The 23,785-nt window shown below is 64.1% G+C and carries 3 protein-coding genes; all 3 read left to right on the top strand.

Annotation, left to right across the window (positions count from 1 at the left end; genetic code table 11):
* Positions 1 to 101 precede the first annotated feature (101 nt).
* A complete protein-coding gene (locus tag AC05QJ_RS19445; protein ID WP_476742915.1) occupies positions 102 to 689 on the top strand; it encodes a transglycosylase SLT domain-containing protein in 588 nt (195 codons plus the stop codon).
* A 157-nt stretch (positions 690 to 846) separates the two neighbouring features.
* The gene (locus AC05QJ_RS19440; protein WP_476742914.1) at positions 847 to 2,550 is read left to right on the top strand and encodes a ShlB/FhaC/HecB family hemolysin secretion/activation protein; all 1,704 of its coding nucleotides are present in this window, start codon (positions 847 to 849) and stop codon (positions 2,548 to 2,550) included.
* A 30-nt stretch (positions 2,551 to 2,580) separates the two neighbouring features.
* Complete coding sequence (locus AC05QJ_RS19435; protein ID WP_476742913.1) at positions 2,581 to 23,613, top strand: hemagglutinin repeat-containing protein; 21,033 nt, start codon at positions 2,581 to 2,583, stop codon at positions 23,611 to 23,613.
* Positions 23,614 to 23,785 lie beyond the last annotated feature (172 nt).

Below are 23,785 nucleotides of genomic sequence, written 5' to 3'. Positions count from 1 at the left end.
CGCGGCCGGCGGGGCGGCACAGTGCTTGCGTCATCCCCTCCGAGCCCGCCCCGATCGGGGCATAACCCCCACTTGTTGGGGAAAACCGGGAGGAGGCGAGCATGCGCATCCTGACCACCGCACTACTGGCCTGGTTGGCCACCCTGAACCCGGCCCAGGCCGATGTGTACGTCTCCGTCGACGCCAATGGCAGCTACGTCCTCTCCAACGTCCACCGACCGGGGCGGCACTATCAGCGGGTGATCGCCGAACCCGGCGTGGCCAGCGTGGCGACGAGCCGCCCGGAACTGGTGACCGGCAAACCCTACGCCGAGCTGATTGCGGCAGCGGCCAGGGCCAACGGCCTGCCAGAAGCGCTGCTGCACGCCGTGGTCCACGCCGAATCCCGCTACGACGCCAACGCCCGCTCGGGTTCCGGGGCCATGGGCCTGATGCAATTGATGCCGGAGACAGCGAAGGAGTTGGGCGTTACCAATGCGCTTGATCCTGCGGCCAACCTCGACGGCGGGGCGCGCTACCTCAAGCGAATGATGAAACTGTTCGACAACGACGTGGCCCTGGCCGTGGCGGCGTACAACGCAGGGCCCGAAGCGGTGCTGAGCCGGGGGCGGGTGATACCGCCGTTTGCCGAGACGCAGCGGTATGTGCCGCAGGTGCTGCGGCGGTATCGGGAGTTGCGGGGGGAGTGAGGGTTTCTCTGGCGTACAGGGTCAGGGCAATTGCATGAGGCGGTGCCTTGGTCGTGGACATTGGTTCGATGCCATCGTATTGACGTCACTTTTCCTGCTCATCTATCATCGCGCCCGCCAATGATGGCCTATTGATATTGACCAGGGATTCGGGATGATGACTGTCCACCACCTCGCGATGAGGTTGTGCCTTGTGGCTGCGTGTCTGGGCGCCATTGCTCCAGCGCTGGCGGTGACCCCGGGTGAGCAGGACATGATCCGCGATCGTCAGAATCGCCTGTTGCAGGAGCAACAGCGCCGTCTTGATGAACTCCGCGAGTTGCCGGGCAATCCGGTCACGCCGCAAACCCCGACATCCGCTGAAGACACCCGCTGCTTCCCCATCGACACCATCGAGATCAAGGGCGCCGACCGCCTTTCTACGGCGGACCGCGAGCGCCTGGCGCAGCCTTATATCGGCCAATGCCTCGGCGTGCAGCAGCTCAACGCGCTGCTCAAGGCCATAACCGATCATTACTTGGCCCTTGGTCTGGTGACTAGCCGTGCTTACTTGCCTCAGCAAGACCTGAGCAGCCGTCATCTGGAAATACAGGTGGTGGAGGGGCGACTGGAAGGGCTCAAGAGCGCCCAGGACAGTGGGCTCACTGCGCGGGAACTGGCCATGACCTTTCCCGGTGAGGTCGGCGCGCTGCTCAATCTGCGCGATATCGAGCAGATGGTCGATCAGTTGAACCGCTTGCCCTCCAACCAGGCAAAGATGGAACTGGTACCTGGCAGCAATGTGGGTGGCAGCACCGTGGAAGTCGGCAACACTCCGCGAAAGCCCTGGCGCGCCAGCCTGTCGCGTAACAACGACGGGCAGCGCGCTACCGGTGAGCAGCAGTGGGGCAGCAGCCTGGAGTGGGACAGCCCGCTGGGCCTGGCAGACCAACTGATGTTGCGCGGCGGCCGCGATGCCGTCAGCGACCACCAGCGCACCTCGCACAGCGAGATGCTGTTCTACAACCTGCCGTTTGGCTGGTGGAACGTCAGCTACTCCTACAGCCAGAGTGCTTACCGCTCCCGGGCCCAGGCCAACGGCTTCAGCTTCAAGCAGACCGGCGACACCCAGAACCACCAGTTGCGGGTAGAGCGTGTCGTCCATCGCGACAACCTGTCCAAGACCTCGCTCAATTCCGGGCTCGCCTACCTGCGTTCCAACAACTACATCGAAGACAGCAAGCTGGCCAACAGCAGCAATCGCCTGAGCGAAGCGCAGTTCGGCATCAACCATGGCCGGCGGATCGGCGGTGCCTTCGTCAACCTGGACCTGGGCCTGCAGCAAGGCATCGGCGCTTTCGATGCGCAGTCCGGTCGCACCGAACGCGCCAGCGACCCGGATGCCCGCTACCGCAAATACACCGCGACCCTCAGCTACCTGCAGCCGTTCCGGCTGGGCAGCGAGTCGTTCACCTTCAGCAGCCTGATGACCGGCCAGCGCAGCGAAGACCCGCTCTACAGTCCGCAGCGCATGAGCCTTGGCGGTTTGTCTTCGGTCCGCGGCTACAAGGACCAGTCCCTCACCGGCGACAGCGGCGGCTACTGGCGCAACGACCTGCGCTGGAGCCGCCCGGTGCAAGCCGAATGGCTGCGCCCGGTGCTGGGCGAATACGGTGTCAGTGTCGGCTACGACCAGGGCGTGATTCGCGGTGACCGTTTCAACGACGACCAGCACGGCCGCGTTTCCAGCAACTCGCTGGAACTGTTCGCCCGTGGCCAGCACTTGAACGCCAGTGTCACCTTCGCCCATTCCCTCGAGCGCCCCGACGTCATCACCGAGCGGGAAGCCCCGATCTATTTCCGGCTGGAGCTACTGCTTTAACTCCAGCCTTTGCCGAATCGAGACCACGACATGGATGTCCGTCAATTCGCTTTCCTGCTGCGCCAGCCTTCGGCGACCCTGCAAGCCCGTGAAAACTTCTGCGGCATCCCCAAGCGTGCCCTGGCGTTTCTGCTGGCTAACGTCATGTTCTGGCAACCGCTGTGGGCCCAGGCCGAGGGTATCGCCGTCAGTGCGCCCGGCACCGGGCTGGCTCAGGCGGGCAACGGCGTCCCGGTGGTCAACATCGCCGCGCCCAATGCCGGCGGGCTGTCGCACAACCAGTTCAAGGACTACAACGTCGATGCCAAGGGCCTGATCCTCAACAACGCCACGGATCGGACGCAAAGCACCCAACTGGGCGGCATCATCGTCGGCAACCCGAATTTCAGCGGTCGTGCCGCCGACATCATCCTCAATGAAGTCAACGGCGGCAGTCCCAGCCAGTTGCGTGGTTATACCGAAGTGGCGGGCAAGTCGGCCCATGTGATCGTCGCCAACCCCTACGGCATCAGTTGCGATGGTTGCGGCTTCATCAACACGCCGAAAGTGACCTTGAGCACGGGCAAGCCAGTGATCGAAAACGGCCAGCTCAACCGTTACCAGGTCGATCAGGGCAGCGTTGCGATCCAGGGCGCCGGGCTCAATGCAGGCAATGTCGACCAGTTCGAAATCATCACCCGGTCGGCACAGATCAACGCCCAGCTGCAGGCGAAGAAGCTCGATATCGTTGCCGGTCGCAATGACGTTGATGCCCGAACCCTGGCAGCCACCGCGCGCGTGGCAGACGGCAGTCAGGTCCCGGAGCTGGCGGTGGACTCGTCGGTGTTGGGCGGCATGTACGTCGATACCATTCGCCTGGTGGGTACCGAAGCCGGCGTCGGCGTGAAGCTGGCAGGCGACATGATCGCTGGCGGCGATATCCAGATCGATGCCAACGGCAAGTTGAGCCTTGGGCAGGTGTCGGCAGGTGGTTCGGCGGCGGTCAAGGCACGATCGGTCGATGCCCAGGGCACGCTGTACGCCGGCAACAACCTGGCGATCACCGCGCAAGGCGAGGTGAACAACCACCAGAGCCTGGCGGCACGGGACCGCCTGACCATCGACAGTGCGGGGCGGGTGCTCAACCAGGGCGTGATCGAGGCGGGCGTCAACGCCGACAACAGCCGCAACGGGCAGGGCGATCTGAGCATCAGCGCACAGACCCTCGAAAACACAGGCCGTACCCTGGCGGCCAGCCGCGACCTTGCGATCACCACCGCTGAGCTGGACAACCAGGGCGGTACCCTCAGTGCCGGGCGCAATGCGCAGGTCGATGCGACTCGGCTGGATAACCAGAACCGTGGCCGCGTACTAGCCGGCGGCACGCTTGGCAGCAATAGCCAGACCCTGCTCAATGGCCAGGGCGGACTGTTCAGCAGCGGCTCAGCGCTGGCGCTGAACAGTAACCGGCTGATCAACCGCAATGGCGAACTGTCCGGCCTCGGCCAGGTCACTTTGCGCGTGGCGAGCCTGGACAACGTCGCCGGCCTGGTCAGCGCCGGGCAGGGGCTCGACGCCTACGTCGCCGGCCTGCTGGACAACAGCGGCGGCGGCCAGGTGAGCAGCCAGCAGCAATTGACGGCCAGCGTCGGCAGTCTCGATCAGCACCAGGGCGGCCGCCTGCACAGCGACGCCGGACTGAGCCTCGACCTGCGCCACGGTACGCTGGACAACCGCGCCGGGGTCATCAACGCCAGCGGCCAGTTGACCTTGGACAACCTCGCCGATGTCGATAACCGCCAGGGCGAAATCTCCAGCCGGCGCGCCTTCACCCTTGCCGCCAGTAACCTCGACAACGCCGCCGGCAAACTGCTCAGCGACCAGGCGTTGACGCTGGAAATAGCCCGCACCCTGATCAACAACGCCGGCCTGATAGCCGCACAGGGCCTGCGGATCGACGCCGCCAGCCTGAGCAACGGCGAGCAGGGCATGCTCTCCAGCCGCGCAGGCCTTGTCGCCCGCATCGGCGGGGCGTTGAACAACCACGACGGCAACCTCAGCGCCCAGGGCGATCTGCAGCTTGCCGTGGGCAGCCTGGACAACAGCACGGGCCGCCTGCATGGTCAGTCGGGCATTCACCTGGACCTCAACCGAGGCCACTGGAACAACCAGGGCGGCCTGGTGACCGCGCCCGGCCCGTTGCAACTGGACAACCTCGCCAGCGTCGATAACCGGAGTGGCGAGATCTCCAGCACCCGTGACTTCGAGGTGCGTGGCGACCAACTGGACAACCGGGGCGGAACGCTGAAAAGCGAAGGCAGCCTCGGCCTGACCGCCGCCACTGGCCTGGACAATCGCGCCGGCCAGGTACTGGGTGGCGACCTGCGCCTCGATGTCGGCCCGCTGGACAACCAGAATGGCCGGATCCAGGCCAGCAATGAGCTGCGCCTGACGGCAGGCAGTGTCGACAACCGCGACGGCGTCCTCGCCAGCGGTGCGCAACTGACGTTGCAGGCCGGCACGGTGGACAACCGCTTCGGCAAGCTCTCCAGCAGCACAGGCTTGACCGCTACCCTGGCCGGCAACCTGCTCAACCAGAGCGGCCTGTTCACGGCGGGCGGCGACCTGCAACTGAGCAGCGCCGACCTGATCAACCAGCGCGGCGAGCTGGCCGCTGGCGGCACCCTGCAACTGCGCAGCGGACATCTGGACAATAGCCAGGCCGGGCGCATCCACGGTTACAACCTCAATGCCGATATCGCCAGCCTGGAGCAACTGGACGGCGGCCAGCTCTACAGCCAGAACGACCTGGCCCTGACGCTCAACCAGGGGCACCTGGGCAACCAGGGCGGGCTGATCAATACCCCGGGCCAACTGTTGCTCAACGCCTTGAACACGGTGGACAACCGTGGCGGAGAAATCTCCGGCAGCCGGGCCTTCCTGTTCGATGCCGCCAGCCTCGACAACCGTGACGGCAAGCTGCTCAGTGACCAGTTGCTGACCCTGCGCATCGCCCGCGCCCTGGACAACGCCGCCGGCCTGGTCTCCGCTGCGCGCCTGGACGGTCGTATCGGCAGCCTGGGTAACGCCGCCGGCACGTTCACCATCGGCAACGACCTCAGCCTGAGCGTCGGTGGCTTGCTCGACAACCGCGGCGGCGAGCTGCTGGCCCGCGAGCTGAGCCTGAGCGCTGGCGAAGTGGACAACCGTCACGGGCGCATCCAGGGCGACCAGCGCGTCGTCCTCGACAGCCGTGGTGCCGTGCTCAATGGCACGGGCAGCCTGGTCGCCGGCAGCGCCTTCAGCCTCACTGCGGCCAGCCTGGACAACAGCGCTGGCACCTGGACCAGTAATGGCAGTCTGGATGCCACCATCATCGGGCAACTGCTCAACCAGGGCGGCACCCTGGCCACCGCAGGAGACCTGGGCCTGGCCGTCGGCAGACTGCTCAACCTGCACGGCAGCCTCAGCAGCAAGGCTCATCTGCGTCTGAGCGGCGCGAGCCTGGACAATCGTCAGGGCGACCTGTTCGCCCGCGAACACCTCGAAATCCTCGGCACTGGCCTGCTGGACAACCGCCAGGGCAGCCTGCGCAGTGATCAACGTCTTGATCTGCGTGCCCTCCAGCTGAACAACGGCAGCGCCGGTCGCATCGGGGCCGGCGCGCACCTGAACGCCAGTGTCGCCGGGCTGGAGCAACTGGACGATGGCCAGATGCTCAGCCAGGGCAGCCTGACCCTCGATCTGAACAACGGCCACCTGAGCAATCAAAACGGGCGGCTCAATGCCGCCGGGCAATTGCTGCTCAAACAGCTGGGGACGGTAGACAACCGCAATGGCGAAATCTCCAGCAACCTGGCCTTCCTGCTGGCTGCCGATGCGCTGGACAACACCGCTGGCAAGCTGCTCAGCGAGCAGGGCTTGACCCTGCGCATTGCCCGTTTGCTGGACAACAGCAAGGGACTGGTGTCGGCACCGACCCTCGACCTTCACGCCGGCAGCCTGCTCAACGCTTCCGGTCGCCTCAATGCAGGCGGCAGCCTTGGCCTGAACGTCGACGACACGCTGGATAACCGTGACGGCAAGGTGCTCGCCAGCAATGCATCGGTCGCGGTCGGTTCACTGGATAACCGGCAAGGCCTGATGCAGGCCGACAGCCGCCTCGAAGTCACAAGCCGAGCGGTCTTGAACAACCGCCAAGGCACCCTGTACGCCGGGCAGGCCCTCGACCTGCGCGCTGCCAGCCTCGACAACGGCAGCGGCCAGCTCTACGGCAAGGCCGACGTCAGCCTCGACCTGAACCATGGCCACCTGGACAACCAGAGCGGCCTGATCAATGCCCCCGGCCAGTTGCTGCTGCGCAACCTCGGCAGCGTCGATAACCGCGGTGGCGAGATTTCCAGCAAGCTGGTCTTTGAAGTGGCAGCCACTCGCCTGGACAACCGCAGCGGCAAGCTGCTGGGCGAGCAGGCGCTGACCCTGCGCATTGCTCAGGCCATGGACAATGCCGCCGGCCTGGTGTCGGCGCAGCGGGTCGAAGGTCGGGTCGGCAGCCTCGGTAACGCCAAGGGCAAGCTGGAGGCACGGGATGGCCTGCAACTGGTGGTAGACGACGCACTCGACAACAGCGGTGGTGAACTGCTCGCCCGCGATCTGGGCGTGACCACCGGCACCCTCGACAACCGCAGTGGCCGGGTCCAGGGCGATAACAGCCTGCTGCTCGACAGTCGCGGACGGGTCCTAAACGCCGCAGGCAACCTGGGTGCCCGGCAACTGACCCTGAACGCCGCCAGCCTGGATAACGCCCAGGGCTCCCTGTTCGCCAGCGAGCGGCTGGCGCTGGTGCTCGGCGGCGTGCTGGACAATGCCAAAGGCACCCTGCGCAGTGATCGCGTGCTCGAATTGCAGGCAGGGCAGGTCAACAATGGCGACGGCGGACGCATCAGCAGCGCCGAGCTATTGAGTGCCAGGGTCTCCGGCCTCGATCAGCGGGACGATGGGCAACTGCTCAGCCAGGGCAGCCTGACGCTCGACCTCGGCAATGGCCATCTGAACAACCAGAGCGGCCGACTGAACAGCCCCGGACAATTGCTGCTGAGCAATGTCGGTTCGGTGGACAACCGCGGCGGTGAGATCTCCAGCAACCTGGCTTTCCTGCTGGCGGCGGCGACGCTGGACAACGGCAGCGGCAAGCTGCTGAGCGAACAGGCCCTGACCCTGCGCATTGCCGGCCTGCTCGACAACAGCAAGGGGCTGGTGTCGGCACCCACCCTGGATCTGCGCGCGGGTCGTCTGCTGAACCTGTCCGGCAGCCTCAGCGCCGGCGGTGGCCTGACACTGGACGTCGATGACACGCTGGACAACCGCGAGGGCAAGGTGCTTGCCGACAATGCGGTGGTCACAGTCGGCTCCCTGGATAACCGGCAAGGCCTGGTGCAGGCCGACAGCCGGCTCGATTTCGCTGGCCGGGCGGCCCTCGACAACCGCCAGGGCACCCTGTACGCCGGGCAAGTGCTCCACGTACGCGGTGCCAGCCTCGATAACGGCGGCGGCAAGCTCTACGGCAAGGCCAATGTCACCCTCGACCTCAATCACGGTCAACTGGACAACCAGGCCGGCCTGATCAACGCTCCGGGCCAGTTGCTGCTGCGCAACCTTGGCAGCGTCGATAACCGTGGCGGAGAGATCTCCAGCCAGCACGCCTTCGTTCTTGCTGCCGACAGTCTGGACAACCGCAACGGCAAGCTGCTCGGCGAACAGGACCTGGGCCTGCGTATCGCCCGTGCCCTGCTCAACGGCAATGGCCGGCTCGGTGCGGCAGCGCTGGACCTGCGCGCGGGTAGCCTGGACAACCGCGACGGTCTGGTCGAGGCCCGGGAGGGCCTGGCCCTGAACGTCGATACGCTGCTGGGTAACCAGCAGGGCAAGCTGCTCGGGGCGAACACCTCGGTCACCAGCCAATCGCTGGATAACAGCGACGGCCTGATCCAGGGCGACACGTCGCTGACCCTGAGCCAGTCGGCTGATGTATTGAACGTCAACGGCCAACTGCTCGCCGGGCAGGATCTGACCTTGACGGCGGCCAGCCTGGACAACCATGGCGGCGGCCGGCTCAACGGCCAGACCCGGCTCACCCTCGACCTCGTCGGCGGGCTGCTGGACAACCGTGACGGCTGGATTACCACCCCCGGCGCTCTGCTGCTGAACCGTCTGGGCCGCGTCGACAACCGCGCGGGCGAAATCTCCAGCCAGCAGGCTTTCGTGCTGGCGGCCACGGCGCTGGACAACGGCAGTGGCAAGCTGCTCAGCGAGCAGGGCCTGACGCTACGCATCGCGCAGTGGCTGGACAACAGCAAGGGCCTGGTTTCAGCGCCAAGGCTGGACGTGCGTGCCGGCAGCCTGGTCAACCTGTCCGGTAGTCTGAACAGCGCCGGAGCCATCGCCCTGGTGGTCGACGAGGCGTTCGACAACCAGAGCGGCAAGCTGCTGGCAGACAGCGCGGTGCTGCGTGTCGGCTCGCTGGACAACCGCCTGGGCCTGCTGCAAGGCGATACCGCGTTCGACCTGACTAGCCTCGGCGCTGTAGACAACCGCCACGGCACCCTGTTCGCCGGACAGCAGTTCGACGTTAGTGCGGCCAGCCTCGACCAGCGCGACGGCGGTCGGCTTTCCAGCCAGTCTGGTGTCACCCTCGACCTCAACGGCGGTGCACTGAACAACCAGGGCGGCTTGATCAATGCGCCTGATCAATTGCTGTTCAGAAACCTCGGCAGCGTCGCCAACCTGGGCGGCGAAATCTCCAGCGCCACGTCCTTCGAGCTGGCCGCGAACCGGCTCGACAATGGCGGCAAGCTACTCAGCGAACAGACCCTGACCCTGCGCATCGCCCAGGCTCTGGACAACACCAAGGGGCTGATCAAGGCTGCGGCGCTGGATGTCCGTGCCGGCAGCCTGGTCAACCAGCAGGGCACGCTAGAAGCGCGCAACGGCCTGACCCTGCTGGCCGATGGCACCCTGGACAACCGCCAGGGCAGCTTGGTCGGCAACCGCACCACGTTGGGCAGCGTGGTGCTGCGCAACGACGCGGGTCTGATCCAGGGTGACCGGCAACTGACCCTGACTGCGACCGGCGCTCTCAGCAACGGCAAGGGCCGCCTGCTGGCCGGAGACGCCTTGACGGTGAGTGCCGCCAGCCTGGACAACAACCTGGGCCGGGTCACCAGCGATGGCGCTCTTGACCTCACGATCGCCGGGCAACTGCTCAACCAGGGTGGCCGCCTGACTGCAGGCGGCGCGTTGCAGGTGCGCAGCAACGAACTGGACAACCGCCTGGCCGGCTTGCTCAATTCCGGTGGCGCCATGACCCTGGATGTCGCCAGCCTGGACAACCGCGGCGGCGAAATCGCCAGCGTCGCCAGCCTGACCGCCACCGGCACCCGGCTGGACAACAGCGCCGGTGGGCGCCTGGTCGCCAACGGCGCCCTGCAACTGACCCTGGCACGCCTCGACAACCAGGCCAAAGGCATCGTCTCCGGGCAACAGGCGGTCACTATCGTCGCCGGCCAGGTGGACAACAGCGCCCAGGGCAGCCTGTATGGCAAGACCGGGCTGTCGCTGCTGCTGCGTGCGGGCAGCGGCGTCAATGGCCAGTTGAACAATGCCCAAGGCGTTGTGCGCAGCGATGCCGGCCTGGGTCTCGACCTGGCCAGCCTGGTCAACGACAGCGGGCGCATCACCAGCGCGTCCAACCTGTTGCTCACGGCGGGGCAGGGCGTCGGCAACCTCGGCGGGGATATTCTCGCCGGCGGCACGCTGACCTTCACCAGCCTTGCGCTGGATAACAGCCGTGGCCGTGTCGCTGCCGACGGTCGTGTGCAGCTCGCTACCGGCACCTTCACCAACCAGGCCGGGCGTCTGACCATTGTCGATCGTCTCGACCTGACTGCCGGCCTGGTGGACAACCGTGGCGGCCGGATCGCCAGCGCCAAGGCGCTGGTGGCCAGTGTCAGCGGTCTTGACCAGCGCAGCGGCGGCGAGCTGTACAGCAACAGCGCGCTGACTCTTGACCTCAACAACGGCCTGCTCGACAACAGCGGTGGCCTGATCAATGCGCCGGGCCCGCTGGTGCTGCGCAACCTGGCCACGGTGCTCAATCGCGGCGGCGAGATTTCCAGCGAGCAAGGCTTCGCGCTCACGGCGCAGAGCCTCGACAACAGCGGCGGCGACCTGCTCAGCGACGCCGCCATCAGCCTGCTGGTGCGTCAGGCGCTGCTCAACGTCGGCGGGCAGATTGTGGCCGAGGGCCTGACTGCCGAGGCCGGTAGCCTGGATAACCGCGACGGGCTGTTCAGCAGCTCCGCCGCCCTCGACCTGACGGTCGCCGGGGCGCTGGGCAACGACGGAGGAGAGGTCTCCGCCGCCGGCAGCAACCTGATCCGCGCTGCCAGCCTGAGCAACACCGCAGGCCAGATCATGGGCGACAGCACCCTCGACCTGACGGTGACCGGTGCCCTGGGCAACCAGGGCGGCACCCTGGGCGCCGCGCAGCGCCTGCAGGTCACGGCGGGCAGCCTCGACAACAGTCACGACGGCAGCCTGGTCAGCGATGGCCGCCTCGGTGTGAACGTCGGTGGCCTGCTGGACAACCAGGCCGGCGGCAGCCTGCTGGCCAAGGGCGCGATGGAACTGCTGGTGGGCAGCCTCGACAACCGGGGCGGCCGCCTGTTCGGACAGAACACCCTGACCCTGCGTGGCACCGGCCTGGACAACCGCGCCGGCGTGGTTCGTGCCAACCAGGACCTGCTCCTGCGCCTGGCCCTGCTGGACAACCGCCAGGGTGTGGTCAACGGCGTGCGGGCGCTGGACCTGGGCGCCACCGAGCTGCGCAACCAGGCGGGCCTGATCAGTGCCAGTGGTCTGCTCAGCCTGAACGCCGACACGGCCGGCAACGGCAAGGGCCGTATCGCCAGCCAGAGCGACCTGCGCGCCACTGTCGGCGTGCTCGAACAGCAGGGCGGCGAGCTGGTCGCCCAAGGCGAGCTGAGCCTGAGCGGCGAGCGCCTGGACAACGGCGCCGGCGGCCTGGTGGGCAGCACAAAAGCGCTGAAAATCGACGTGGCGTCCATCGACAACCGTGGCGGCAACCTTTCCAGCCAGCAACAGGTCGAGGTCAGCGGCGCGCTGCTGGACAATAGCGGTGGCAAGCTGCTTGCCGGTACCGCACTGGAAGTGACCGTCACCCGGGTGATCAACCAGGCCCGTGGCCTGCTGTTCGCCCAGGACATCAGCCTGGCCGGCACTCGCCTGGACAATGGCGGCGGCACTCTCGCTGCCCAGCGCGACCTGGGCGTGCGCTTGTTGGGTGATCTCGACAACGGCCAGGGCAGTATCAGTAGCGAAGGCAAGCTGACGCTTGCCGGCAGCCAGCTGGACAACCGCGCCGGCAGCCTGTCCAGCGCCGGCCTGCTCAAGCTCGAGGCCAGCGCCGCGCTGCTCAATCAGGGCGGCATGGTGGAAAGCGCCCAGGCCCTCGACCTGCGCAGTGCCAGCCTGGACAACAGCGCCCAGGGTCTGATCAAGAGCCAGGGCAACGCCACCCTGGTCACCGGCCACTTCGCCAACGACCTCGGCGGCCGCCTGATCGGCAGCGGGACGCTGGACCTGACCGCCGGCCAGGTCAGCAACGGCGGCCGTATCGCCAGCAGCGGCGCACTGACTGCCAGCCTCGGCGGACTGCTCCAGCAGGGCGAGCTGTTCAGCAACAGCCTGCTGAGCCTCGACCTCAACCACGGCGACCTGAGCAACCTGGGGCTGATCAACGCGCCGAACCTGATCCTGAATAATCTGGGCGCGGTCAGCAACGCCGGCGAAATCTCCAGCCAGAGCGCCTTCAGCCTGGCGGCGCGCAGCTTCGACAACGGCAACGGCAAGCTGGTCAGCAACCAGGGCCTGACCCTGCGCATCGAGCAACTGCTGGGCAACGCCAACGGCCGCATCAGCGCCATGAGTCTGGACCTCGGCAGCCTGCGCCTGGACAACAGCGACGGCCTTATCAGCAGCCGCGGCGCCCTTACCGTGAATAGCGGCGAGTGGCTGCGCAACCAGCGCGGCACGCTGATCGCCGATGGCGTAATGAGCATTGCCGGTGCCAGCCTCGACAACCGCCTGGGCGAGATCGCCGGCAAGGCGCTGGTGGAACTGAACGCCACGGCCATCGACAACCAGGGTGGTCAGGTGATCGGCACCGACCGGATCGATCTCACCGCCACCCGTCTGGACAACCGCAGCGGCCTGCTGGGCGCCACAAAAGCGCTGAAACTCGAGATCGGCAGTGTCGACAACCGTGGCGGCGAGCTGACCAGCAACAGCGATATCAGCCTCACCGGGCAGAGCCTGGACAACAGCGACGCCGGGCTGGTGTTTGCCGCTGGCAACCTGACCCTGACCGTGCAGAGCGTGATCAATCGCGCCCGCGGGCAACTCAACGGGCAGGGCGTCAGCCTGGGCGGTGCGAGCCTGGACAACAGCGGGGGCGCCATCTTCGCCCGGTTGCCGCTGGTGCTGAATCTCAGCGGTGAACTGGCCAACCGCCAGGGCACCCTCAGCAGCGAATCAACGTTGAACCTCACCGCCGCCAGCCTCGACAACAGTGGCGGCAGCCTGAGCAGCGCCGCCGACCTGAGCCTGACCGTCAACGCCGGGGTGAACAACAGCGACGGCGAACTGCTCACCGATGGCGGCCTGGTACTGCGCAGCGCCAGCCTGGACAACAGCCGTGGCAGCCTCAGCGCCAAGGGCGCGGTCAGCGTCACCACCGGTTTGCTGAGCAACATCGGTGGCCGCCTGAACAGCGCGCAAACCCTCGACCTCATCGCCAGCCAACTGAACAACGGCGGCACCATCGGCAGCCTCAAGGCGCTGACTGCCAGCGTCGGCGGCCTCGACCAGCAGGGCGGCAAGCTGACCAGCAACACCCGCCTGAGCCTGGACCTCAACGGCGGCACGCTGAACAACCAGGGCGGCCTGATCAACACCGTCGGCCCGCTGCTGCTGAGCAACCTGTCTGACGTCAGCAACCGCAACGGCGAGATCTCCAGCGCCCAGACCTTCACCCTCGATGCCCGCAGCCTGGTCAACGATAACGGCCGTCTGCTGAGCAGCCAGAATCTGGACCTGCAGATCGCCCAGGCCCTGAGCAACGGCAACGGTCTGGTCGGCGCCGCCAGGCTCGATATCAGTACCGGTTCGCTGGACAACCGCGAAGGCATCCTCAATAGCCGTGGCGACCTGCAACTGACCAGCCGCGGTCTGCTCGACAACCGCCTGCAGGGCTTGATCAGCGCCGCCGGCTTGCTCGGCCTGAACAGCGGCGACCTCTACAACCAGGGCGGCAGCCTGCTCGGTGCCAGTGCGGCGACCCTGACTGTACGTGCGCTGAACAACAGCGCTGCCGGCCTGATCAACAGCCAGGGCGGCCTGACCCTCACGGCCAGCAGTCTCGACAGCCGTGGCGGTGAAGTCTCTGCGCGCAGCAACCTCAAGCTGGACCTCGGCGCACTACAGCTGGCCAACGGGCGCATCGTCGGCGACCAGGGCGTGACCCTCGGCCTCAACGGCAACGACCTGGCCAACGGCGGCGGCCTGATTCTCGCCAGGGGCGCACTGACCCTCGACCGTATCGGCGCCTTCGACAACGCCGGCGGCGAGCTGTCCAGCCAGCAGACCGTCACCGTCAACGCCAACAGCCTGGACAACCGCAACGGCAAGCTGATCGGCAGCCAGCGCCTGGTCCTCAACGTCGGCAGCGTCAACAATCAGCAGGGCCTGCTCTCCGGCTGGCAGGGCCTGACCCTGTACGGCACCAGCCTCGACAACCGTAACCTCGGCACCCTGTCCAGCCGCAATGGCGCGCTGGATGTGCAACTGAGCGGCGCCCTGCTCAACAGCGGCGATGGCGCCCTGGTCAGCCAGGGGCGCATGGATATCGGCGCGGCCAACCTCGACAACGCCGGGGGCGTGCTGTCCAGCGGCGAGGCGCTGCAACTGGTGGTCGCCAGCCTCGGCAACCGCGGCGGCAGCATCGACGCCCAGCAACTGCTGACGGTCAACGGCACTGACCTGGACAACAGCAATGGCCGTATTGCCGGCAACGGCAGCCTGGTCCTCGACCTGCGCGGCACCCTGAACAACGACGCCGGCACCCTGACCAGCGCCGGCAGCCTGCTGCTGACCCAGGCCCTGCAAGTGCTCAACCGTGGCGGCAAGATCGTCAGCCGCGCGGGGCTGGAACTCAACGCCGGCACCCTCGACAACCGCCAGCTGGGCACCGTGGCGGCCAGGGATCAGGTCAAGCTGATCGCCAGCTCGCTGCTGCACAACGATGCCGGCGGCCTGATCTACAGCCAAAGCGCCGATGTGCGCGTGCAAGCCGCCGGGCTGAGCAACCAGCAAGGCCAGGTACAAGGACAGAGCGGCCTGGTGCTGGACGTACTCGGCGCCCTCGACAACCGCAACGGCACCCTGCTCACGCAGGACGGCAACCTGGTGGTCCAGCGGGCCGCCAGTCTCGGCAACCAGGGCGGCACAGTTGCCAGCCTTGCCGGGTTGCTCGACCTCAAGATCGGCGGCCTGCTCGACAACGGCCGCGACCTCGCCGGCAAGGGTGGCGTGGTGCAGGGCCAGCAACTGCTCGTGCAGGCGGGCGTCACCGACAACAGCGGCGGGAGCATGGCTGCGCAGAGCGGTGATGCACGGATTGCCGGCGGCGACTTCACCAATGCCGGTGGCGGCCTCTACGCCAAGGGCCTGGTCCGGGTCGATGGCCTGCGCCTGGACAACAGCGGCGGACAGCTGGCCGGCAACCGCGTGGAACTGGCGCTGGGTGACGCGCTGGTCAACCGCTCCGGGGTGATCGAAAGCGACAGCCACCTGCTGGTCTCGGCCGGCGACCTAGACAACCAGAGCGGCGTGCTGCGGGCGCTGGGCGGTGCGGGCAAGACTGAGTTCCAGGTACTGCGCGACTTCGACAACCGCTACGGCAAGCTGGAGGTGAGCAGCGCCGACCTGACCTTGAATGCGGGGCGGCTGAGCAACCTCGACGGTTCGGTGCTGCATGGGGGGAGTGGGACGTTCGATATCTCCACGGCCAACCTGACCAACGCGGGCGGCAACCTGGTCACCCGCGGCGGCCTGACCATCGCCGCCAGCACCTGGACCAACAGCAGCGTGGTCCAGGCCGGGCGGCTGACGGTGAATGTCGGCGAACTGACCCAGGTCGCCGGCGGCCAACTGCTCGCCTCGGAGAGCTTCAGCGGCAGCGGCAGCAACTGGAGCACCGGCGGACTGATCGCCAGTGACGGACGCCTGGACCTGAACCTGAGCGGCACGCTGAATGCCGGGGCGCGTATCACCAGCCTGGGGGCGATGAACCTCGGGGTAGTGCAACTGCTGGTGGGCAGTGCGGCCAGCATTGCCGGAGGTGGTGCCACGGGGATCACCGTCGGCGGGCAACTGAGCAACGCCGGGCGGGTGACCTCGGCGTCCAGCCTGACGCTGTCGGCCGGCAGCATCGTCAACCAGGGTTCGCTGGGTGGCGCGCTGGGGCTGACCGCGACCACCGCCAGCCTGGTGAACCAGGGCGGGTTTGTCTTCAGCGGTGCAGACATGGCGCTGTATGCGGACAGTCTTTCCAACCAGCAAGGGGATATCTACGGGCTGGGGGCGATTCGGGTTGCGAAGGATGCGCAGGGGAATCGGTCGACGTTGTTGGAGAATATTTCCGGGACGATTGAGAGTGGGGGGGATTTTTCGATTGTTTCGGAGGCAGTTGTAAACAAACGGCGAGATTTTGAAATACAAGAAAATCTAGAATCTGGATATATCGGCGTCAGGTGCGTTTCTTGTAATGGTCTTAATGAAGTTTGGGATCCTTATATTCCAGGTGGATCTCATCTTGTCTGGGCCCAAAAATACGGCAGTTCTTCTGTTTCGGAAGAAAGCTCTCAGCAGGCTAGTTTGATTTCGGGGCGAAATTTTTCTATTCGCGGAAGTGATGTTCTAAATAGTAACTCATTGATTTCATCTGTGGGTGAGCTAGATATTAAAAGCGATAGCTTTTCCAATATTGGTTCCTCTCTCGGAGGGTACACTGTTCTTAAGTATCTCAATGTTACTTTGCCGAGCTGGGGGCTTCTGACAGATATTCTTAAATATAACTCTGAAAATGATAAAAATTACAATGGAGGTATTCATTTCTGGAATGCAGCAGGCGCTGAGACAGTCGCCACTATCAGAATAGATGGAGTAACTGCAGGCAATGACTCGTCTTGGGCATGGTATCAGGTGTTTGGAAGCATGTGGGTCCCCATGGATAAGTGGGTTCCCAAGTATGGTATCCCGATTCCAAGTGGTAATTACCAGCCAGGTGCGGGAATTAAGGTTCCGCTAGAAATTCAGAGCGCCGGATTGATATTGGAGAAGATAGTCAGTGACGATGGGGCGAGCTTCATTCCCTCAGTAGTCCAAGCTGGTGGGGTGGTTTCCATCACAGCAGCCAAAAAAATCGCCAATGGTGTTGAGCGTTCTTTTACTACCGGCGTAATTGGTGCACCTCGCATGTTGGATACCACCGCTATGGATGCTGGTGTATCCAATATCGTCCTCCAAAACAAACAACTCCCCCCCAATCTGGCCCAACAACAGATCAACCCCCTGGACCTCCCAGGTTTCACCCTGCCCACCAACCAGAACGGCCTGTTCCGCCTCAGTGATCAATCCGCCAGTAGCAGCCAGGTAGCCCAGGGCGACAACGGCCCCCGCAACTGGACCCTGAGCGGCGCCAGCATCGATGTCGCCCAACGGGAGCAATCCGTCCCGGGCACCACCGGCCGCACCTTGCAACTGGACGCCATCACCCAGTTGTCGGCGAGCACCCAGCAGCTCTCGGTGGCCGCCCGCGAGGCCAGCACCGTCAGCGCCGCCATCAACGCGATCAACGTCGCCGCCGCTGGTAACGTCAACAACGGCACCTGGCAATCCACCCGCAGCGATGGTGCCGATATCACCCGCAGCGACGGCATCGGCAGCCAGGCGCCGACTGGCGACCCTTCGGGCTCGATCAGTGCCTCGGGCCAGAATGTCGACCTGTCCGGTATCTCCGGCAGCCGCGATACCCAGATCGGTATCAGCGGCCCCGTTGGACCCGGCCTGCCCGGCGGCGGGCGCGGTACCAGGGTCGGCTCCGGCCCGGCAGCGGGCAGCCGTGACACCCAGATCGGCGTGACCGCCAATCTGCCGGGCCTGCCCGCCACCAGCCGTGATACCAGCGTGGCCGGCCAGGCCGGTAAACCTGATCTTGGCCTGCAGGAGCGTGGCAACCAGGCGACCCCGAGCACGCCCGGCGCGAGCCAGAATGTGCCCGGCCTCTCCACTGCGGGCCGTGACACCCGCGTGAACGGCGACACCACCGGCGCCCGTCCCGACCAGGCCCTGCCGGGGCTGACGCCACAAGTCCGCGACCAGCAACTGGCTGTCGGTGCGCCACAATCGGCACAGGTGACTACCGTCGATCCGCTGGCGCGTGAAGCGGTGATCCCGGCATCGGAGCGCTCGGACACTCCGGTGATTGACGCCGGCAGCACGGCGATCAACGCACCGGCTACCCCCTCGCCGACCCCGGCCAGCAGCCAGACCATCGACCGCGTGCAAGGCCTGCCAGACCACACGGCGGCCTCGCAACCGCACAAATACCTGATCGAAACCAACCCGCTGCTCACCGACCTCAAGTCGTTCATGAGTTCCGACTACCTGCTTTCCGGCCTTGGCTACAACCCGGACGACAGCGCCAAGCGCCTGGGTGACGGCTTCTACGAGCAGCGGCTGATCCAGCAGGCCATCGTTGCCGGCACGGGCCAGCGCTTCATCGCCGGGCTGACCAGCGACGAAGCGATGTTCAAGTACCTCATGGACAACGCCATCGCCAGCAAGCAGCAGCTCAACCTGGCGATTGGCGTCAGCCTCACGGCGCAGCAGGTCGCGGCGCTGACCCACGACATCGTCTGGCTGGAAGAGGTGGTGGTGAATGGCGAGAAGGTGCTGGTGCCGGTGCTGTACATGGCCAACGCAGCCGGTCGCCTGGCGCCCAACGGAGCGCTGATTGCCGGTAACGACGTGAGCCTGATCGCCGGCCAGGACCTGACCAACGCCGGCACCTTGCGTGCCAGCAACAACCTCTCGGCCAAGGCCGGCAACGATATCGTCAACAGCGGTCTGATCGAGGCGGGCAACCGCCTGGATCTGTTGGCGGGCAACAACATCGTCAACAAGGCGGGAGGGATCATCAGCGGTCGGGACGTCAACCTGACCACGATCAACGGCGATGTGATCAACGAGCGGACGGTGACCAGCCATGTCACCAATACCGCCCGTCTTTACGAGCGCACCGACTATGTCGACAGCGCCGCGCGAATCGAGGCGGCCAATGGCCTGAGCATCAATGCCGGTCGTGACCTGATCAATGTCGGGGGCGTGCTGCAAAGCGGTGGCGATATCGGCCTGCAGGCCGGCCGCGATGTGCAGTTGCTCTCCGCCGAGGCCAGCAATGGCCTGGCCTATGGCCGGGTGAGCACCCAGTCCACCACCCAGAACGGTTCGCAGGTTACGGCGGGGCGTGATGTCAGTGTCGTTGCTGGTCGCGATTTCAGCGCCATCGCCAGTCAGATCGATGCGCTGCGCGATATTGATATTTCTGCTTTGGGCGACGTCACTCTGATGTCGGCGGCCGACGAAGCGTATGCCTCATACACCTCGAAAAAGCTCAAGACGCAGGAAGGGCATGTCAGCCAGGTATCCACCACGGTCGATGCGGGGGGCAACATCACCCTCAGCGCGAGTAAAGACCTGGAACTGATTGCCAGCCGGGTGAGTGCAGGGGACGAGGCCTATCTGTTTGCCGGCGGCAACGTCAACATGGCGACAGCTGACAACGTTGATTATTCCTATTACGAGAAAACCAAGAAGGGTTCGTTCGGCAAGAAAAAGTCGACGATGACCGAAACCGAAACGGACGTATCTGTCAGCTCCAGTGTTTCGTCCGGGACAAAACTGGTCATTTCCGCCGGAGAGGATTTCAACGCCACAGGCGCCAAGCTGAACAGCGATGGGGCATTGCTCGTTACCGCAGGCGGCGACATCAATCTCGATGCCGCCCAAGACTCTGTAAGGCAGGCCAACGCCTCGTCCAAGAAGAGCTGGACTTCCAGCAAGTCCAGAAGTTCAGAAGTCACCCAGACCCGTTTGAACGGCACAGAGTTGGTCGGCGAAAGCATCGAGCTGAAGGCTGACAACGACGTCTTGCTGAACGCCGCGGCCTTGCGCGCCGAAGAAGGAGTGAAACTCACGGCAGGCAATGACGTACTGATTGGTGCCGCTCAGGAAACGCAAACGTCCGCTCAGTCCAAAAGCTCCAGCAAGGCCGGTTACACGGCCACCGGTTGGTTCTCATCCACGCAGAAATCGCAACAGAGCCAGAGCACCTCAACCCAGAGCATCGGCAGTGCTATCAGCGCCGACAGCATCGAGATCAGGAGTGGCAGCGACACTACGCTTGAAGGCAGTACGTTGGTGGCCGACAAGGATATCGGCATCAATTCCGGGGGTAACCTGGCGATCACCAGTGCCGAAAACACTGAAGCCTCGAACTCCAAGTCCGGCAGTAAGAAAGTTGGCGAAATCGGCACGACCTGGTGGCAGGGCGCAACAGGGGTCCTGAAACAAAAGCAGACCGAGGAGTTTGCATCTACACGCCAGTCGGGCAGCCAGGTCGCATCGTTGGGCGGCAATATCAACCTGACGGCGGGTGATCGTTACACCCAGACCGCCAGCCAGTTGGTCGCACCTGCGGGTGACATCGGTATCACCGCAAAGCATGTCGATATCCAGGCTGGTTACGACAGCATGGAGTTCTCCAAAACCACCAGCACCAGCCGTACCGCGATCGGTGGAACGGTGAGCATCCCGCTGCTTGATGCATTGCAAAACATTCAGCAGATGGGCGAGGCGGCGCAGAAAACCAGTGATGACCGGATGGTTGCGTTGGCTGCTGTGAATGCGGCAATGAGTGCCAAGCAGGCTGTCGAGGCCGGTCAGGCGCTTATGGAAGCCCCGCGGGCCGGGATCAAGATCAGCGTCAATCTCAGTGACAGTCGCAGCCAGAGTGAAAGCAGCCAAAGCGGTCGCAATGTGGTGAGCAGCGATGTGGTGGCTGGCAGAAACGTGAAGGTCGTTGCCACGGGGGATGGTGCGAATAGCGACATCAACGGCATCGGCAGCCGCATCGAGGGTGGTGGCGATGTCAGCCTGAAGGCCGACGGCAATATCAACCTGGTAGCGGCGCAAAATACGGCGAGCCAGAACAGTACCAATAGCAACTCGGGCTGGAGCGCCGGCATCGGGATCGGCTTTGGTGGGGCGCAAAACGGCATTTCATTCGAGCTGGCGGCAAATGCCGGACGCGGCATGGCCGACGGTGACGATGTCACCCAGACCAACACCTACATCAAGGGTGGCAACAGCGTCAGCCTGGAGAGTGGCGAGGATACGAATATCAAGGGAGGGGTCGTCTCCGCTGAGCAGGTCAAGGTCAAGGTGGGCGGCGACCTGAACATCGAAAGCCTTCAGGACACCAGCACCTATACCTCCAGGCAAATGAGCGCTGGCGTCGGTGTAAGCATCTGCGTTCCACCGTTCTGTGCTGGCATGAGCAGTGTCAGTGGCGGTATCGCCGCGCAGCAGATGCAAAGCGATTACGCCAGTGTCAACGAACAGTCGGGGATCAAGGCTGGCAATGGTGGCTTCCAGGTCGAAGTTGCCGGTAACACTGATCTCAAGGGCGCCATCATCGCCAGTACCGATAAAGCGGTGGTGGATGGCAAGAACAGCCTTGAAACCGGGACGCTCACGACGTCCGCAATCAAGAACAAGGCAGAGTACGACGCCACCAGCATCAACCTGAGCGGTGGTTACGGCGGAGACATAGGCCTGGATGGCAAAGGCAATGCCAATGCAATGGCCAACGCCAATGGGCCCACCGCGCCGAGCAAGGACGGACTGAGTGTTAACACACCGGTCGTGCTCTACGCCGGAGACAGCTCCAGCAGTACCACCGACAGCGGGATCAGCGGCGCAGCGGTCACCATTACCAATGCTGCCAGGCAGGCTGAACTGACCGGTCAGACGGCGGAACAGACGGTTGCCGGGATCAATACCGATGTCGCCAGTGACCGCGATGGCAGCAACAGACTCAAGCCGATCTTTGACGCAGAGGAGATCGGCGTGAAGTTCGAGATTGTTGGCAAGTTTGTGCAGAACGTTTCGCAGTACATCGCGAGTCGGGCGCAAGAACTCGATCAGAAAAAGGAGCAGGTCGAGAAGGAACGAGCGCTGATGAAAGCGCCCGGAATATCCGAGGCCGATCAACTCAAACACCTCAACAATATTCAGGCGCTTAAGCAGGAAATCAGGGAAATCGATGAAAACTGGGGTTCGGGTGGCACCTACCGGCAAATTGCGACGGCGCTCGTCGCGGGTGTCAGTGGCAATGTGGCTGGAAGCAGCGCGCAGTTTGCCCAGAACATGGTGGTCAACTACGTACAGCAACAGGGTTCGGCGTACATCGGCGAACTGGTGAAAAAGGGCCTGAAGGAAGGCAGTCCTGAACACTCGGCGCTGCATGCCATTCTCGGCTGTGCCGGTGCTGCTGCCAGTAACCAGGGCTGTTCGGGTGGAGCCTTGGGCGGTGCTGCCTCCAGCGTGCTGGCAGGGCTGTTTGCAGAGGCTGATGCAAACGAAACCGCCGTAGAGCGAGAAGCCAAGCGCAACCTCATCACCACGCTGGTGACAGGCATTGCCGCCATGAGTGATCCGAACGGTGCAGCGACCGCAAACAATGCGGCTACGGCGAACATCGATAACAACTGGTTGGCAACGCAGCAGCATGTGCAGTACCAAAAGGAGTTGGAAGAAGCCCAGGGGCCGCTAGCTAAGGCGATAGTGACCGCCAAGTGGACGGGTACCTCGGTAAAACAGGATGTCCTGACAGCCGGTGGTATTGGCCTGGGTCTCGCAGAAAGTGGTCTGCAGGATATTGAAGGTCTGGCTGAGTTCCTTGCTGATCCGGTCACCGGACTGCAGGGGCTTGCCTCGGTAGTCAGTGATTCGAAGGTACGCACTCAACTTGGCGAGGCGGCACAGGCGAGCCTGCTGGGCAGTATTGACCGGATGAAGGTGGCACTTGAGACCGGCGGGGATGATCAGGCAGTCCAGTTGGGGCGTGATCTGGGTTCGTTGATCTACACGGTCGCAGGCGTCGCGACCGCAGTAGGGGGGCTAGCCAAAGCGGGACTGTCCCTGGCAAAAGCGGGGGTTGAGGTATCGAGCAAGTCTTTGGGTAAAATGCTTGCCAAGGACAGTGAGGCGCTTGGTGAGCATATTGCTGCGCTGGAAGTCAGGACGACGAAAAACCTGGATTCTGTCAGCGGAGGGGTGGATTCTGGTGCAAAAGGACCAGTGCAGGTTATCCCTGATGCAATCAGCCCACCCAAGCTCAGCTCGGTTGAAGACCTGTTTGGGCAGACATTTGAAAGTATCCCGCTGTCGCACCTTCCCAATTGGAAGACCGGTTCGCTTGTAAATGATGGGGTGTTGGGCGAGCAACTGGCCCTTCAAGTCCTCAACGAAAAAACCGGACTCAATTTCAAACCTCTGCAAAACAGTAGCAACCACGGCTGTGATGGCTGCGCGGTGGCGATCAATGGCGATACGATTACCGTAGTGGTGATGGATGCGAAATCTTCGGTGAATGGCGTGAGTAAGGCCGGTACGCCGCATGGGGATCCGGCGGCAAGATTGAGAGGCTGGTTGGCCAATGAGTCAATAAGTCAATCCGATCCGGTCTTGGCTGGAGCCTTGGCATCTGCGCTGCGAAGTGATGCAGTCAAAGTCCAAGGCGTTACCGTTAAAGTCGGTTTGCCAGCACCCGGTAAAACAGGTCAAGCAGAAATCAAGGTGGAACCATGGCTGAAGAAATAAATCAAATTGAACGCGCGGGTGTAAACCCAAAATGGCCTTCCTACAAGAGCGTATGTGTTCGCGTCGCTAGAGGGCCGCATGTTGAGGACTCGTTTTATGTCAACGCGATACGCGAATACATCACGAGGGAGGATGCAAGGCCCACTGGACCAATGATGGTTCCAAATAAAAA

The organism is Pseudomonas sp. TUM25319, assembly GCF_056388475.1.
This window is presented reverse-complemented; position numbering and strand designations above follow the sequence as displayed.

What these genes read in the sequence shown, in the direction of transcription:
- AC05QJ_RS19445 (WP_476742915.1), top strand. Translation starts at nt 102, where the DNA reads ATGCGCATCCTGACCACCGCACTACTGGCCTGGTTGGCCACCCTGAAC.
- AC05QJ_RS19440 (WP_476742914.1), top strand. Translation starts at nt 847, where the DNA reads ATGACTGTCCACCACCTCGCGATGAGGTTGTGCCTTGTGGCTGCGTGT.
- AC05QJ_RS19435 (WP_476742913.1), top strand. Translation starts at nt 2,581, where the DNA reads ATGGATGTCCGTCAATTCGCTTTCCTGCTGCGCCAGCCTTCGGCGACC.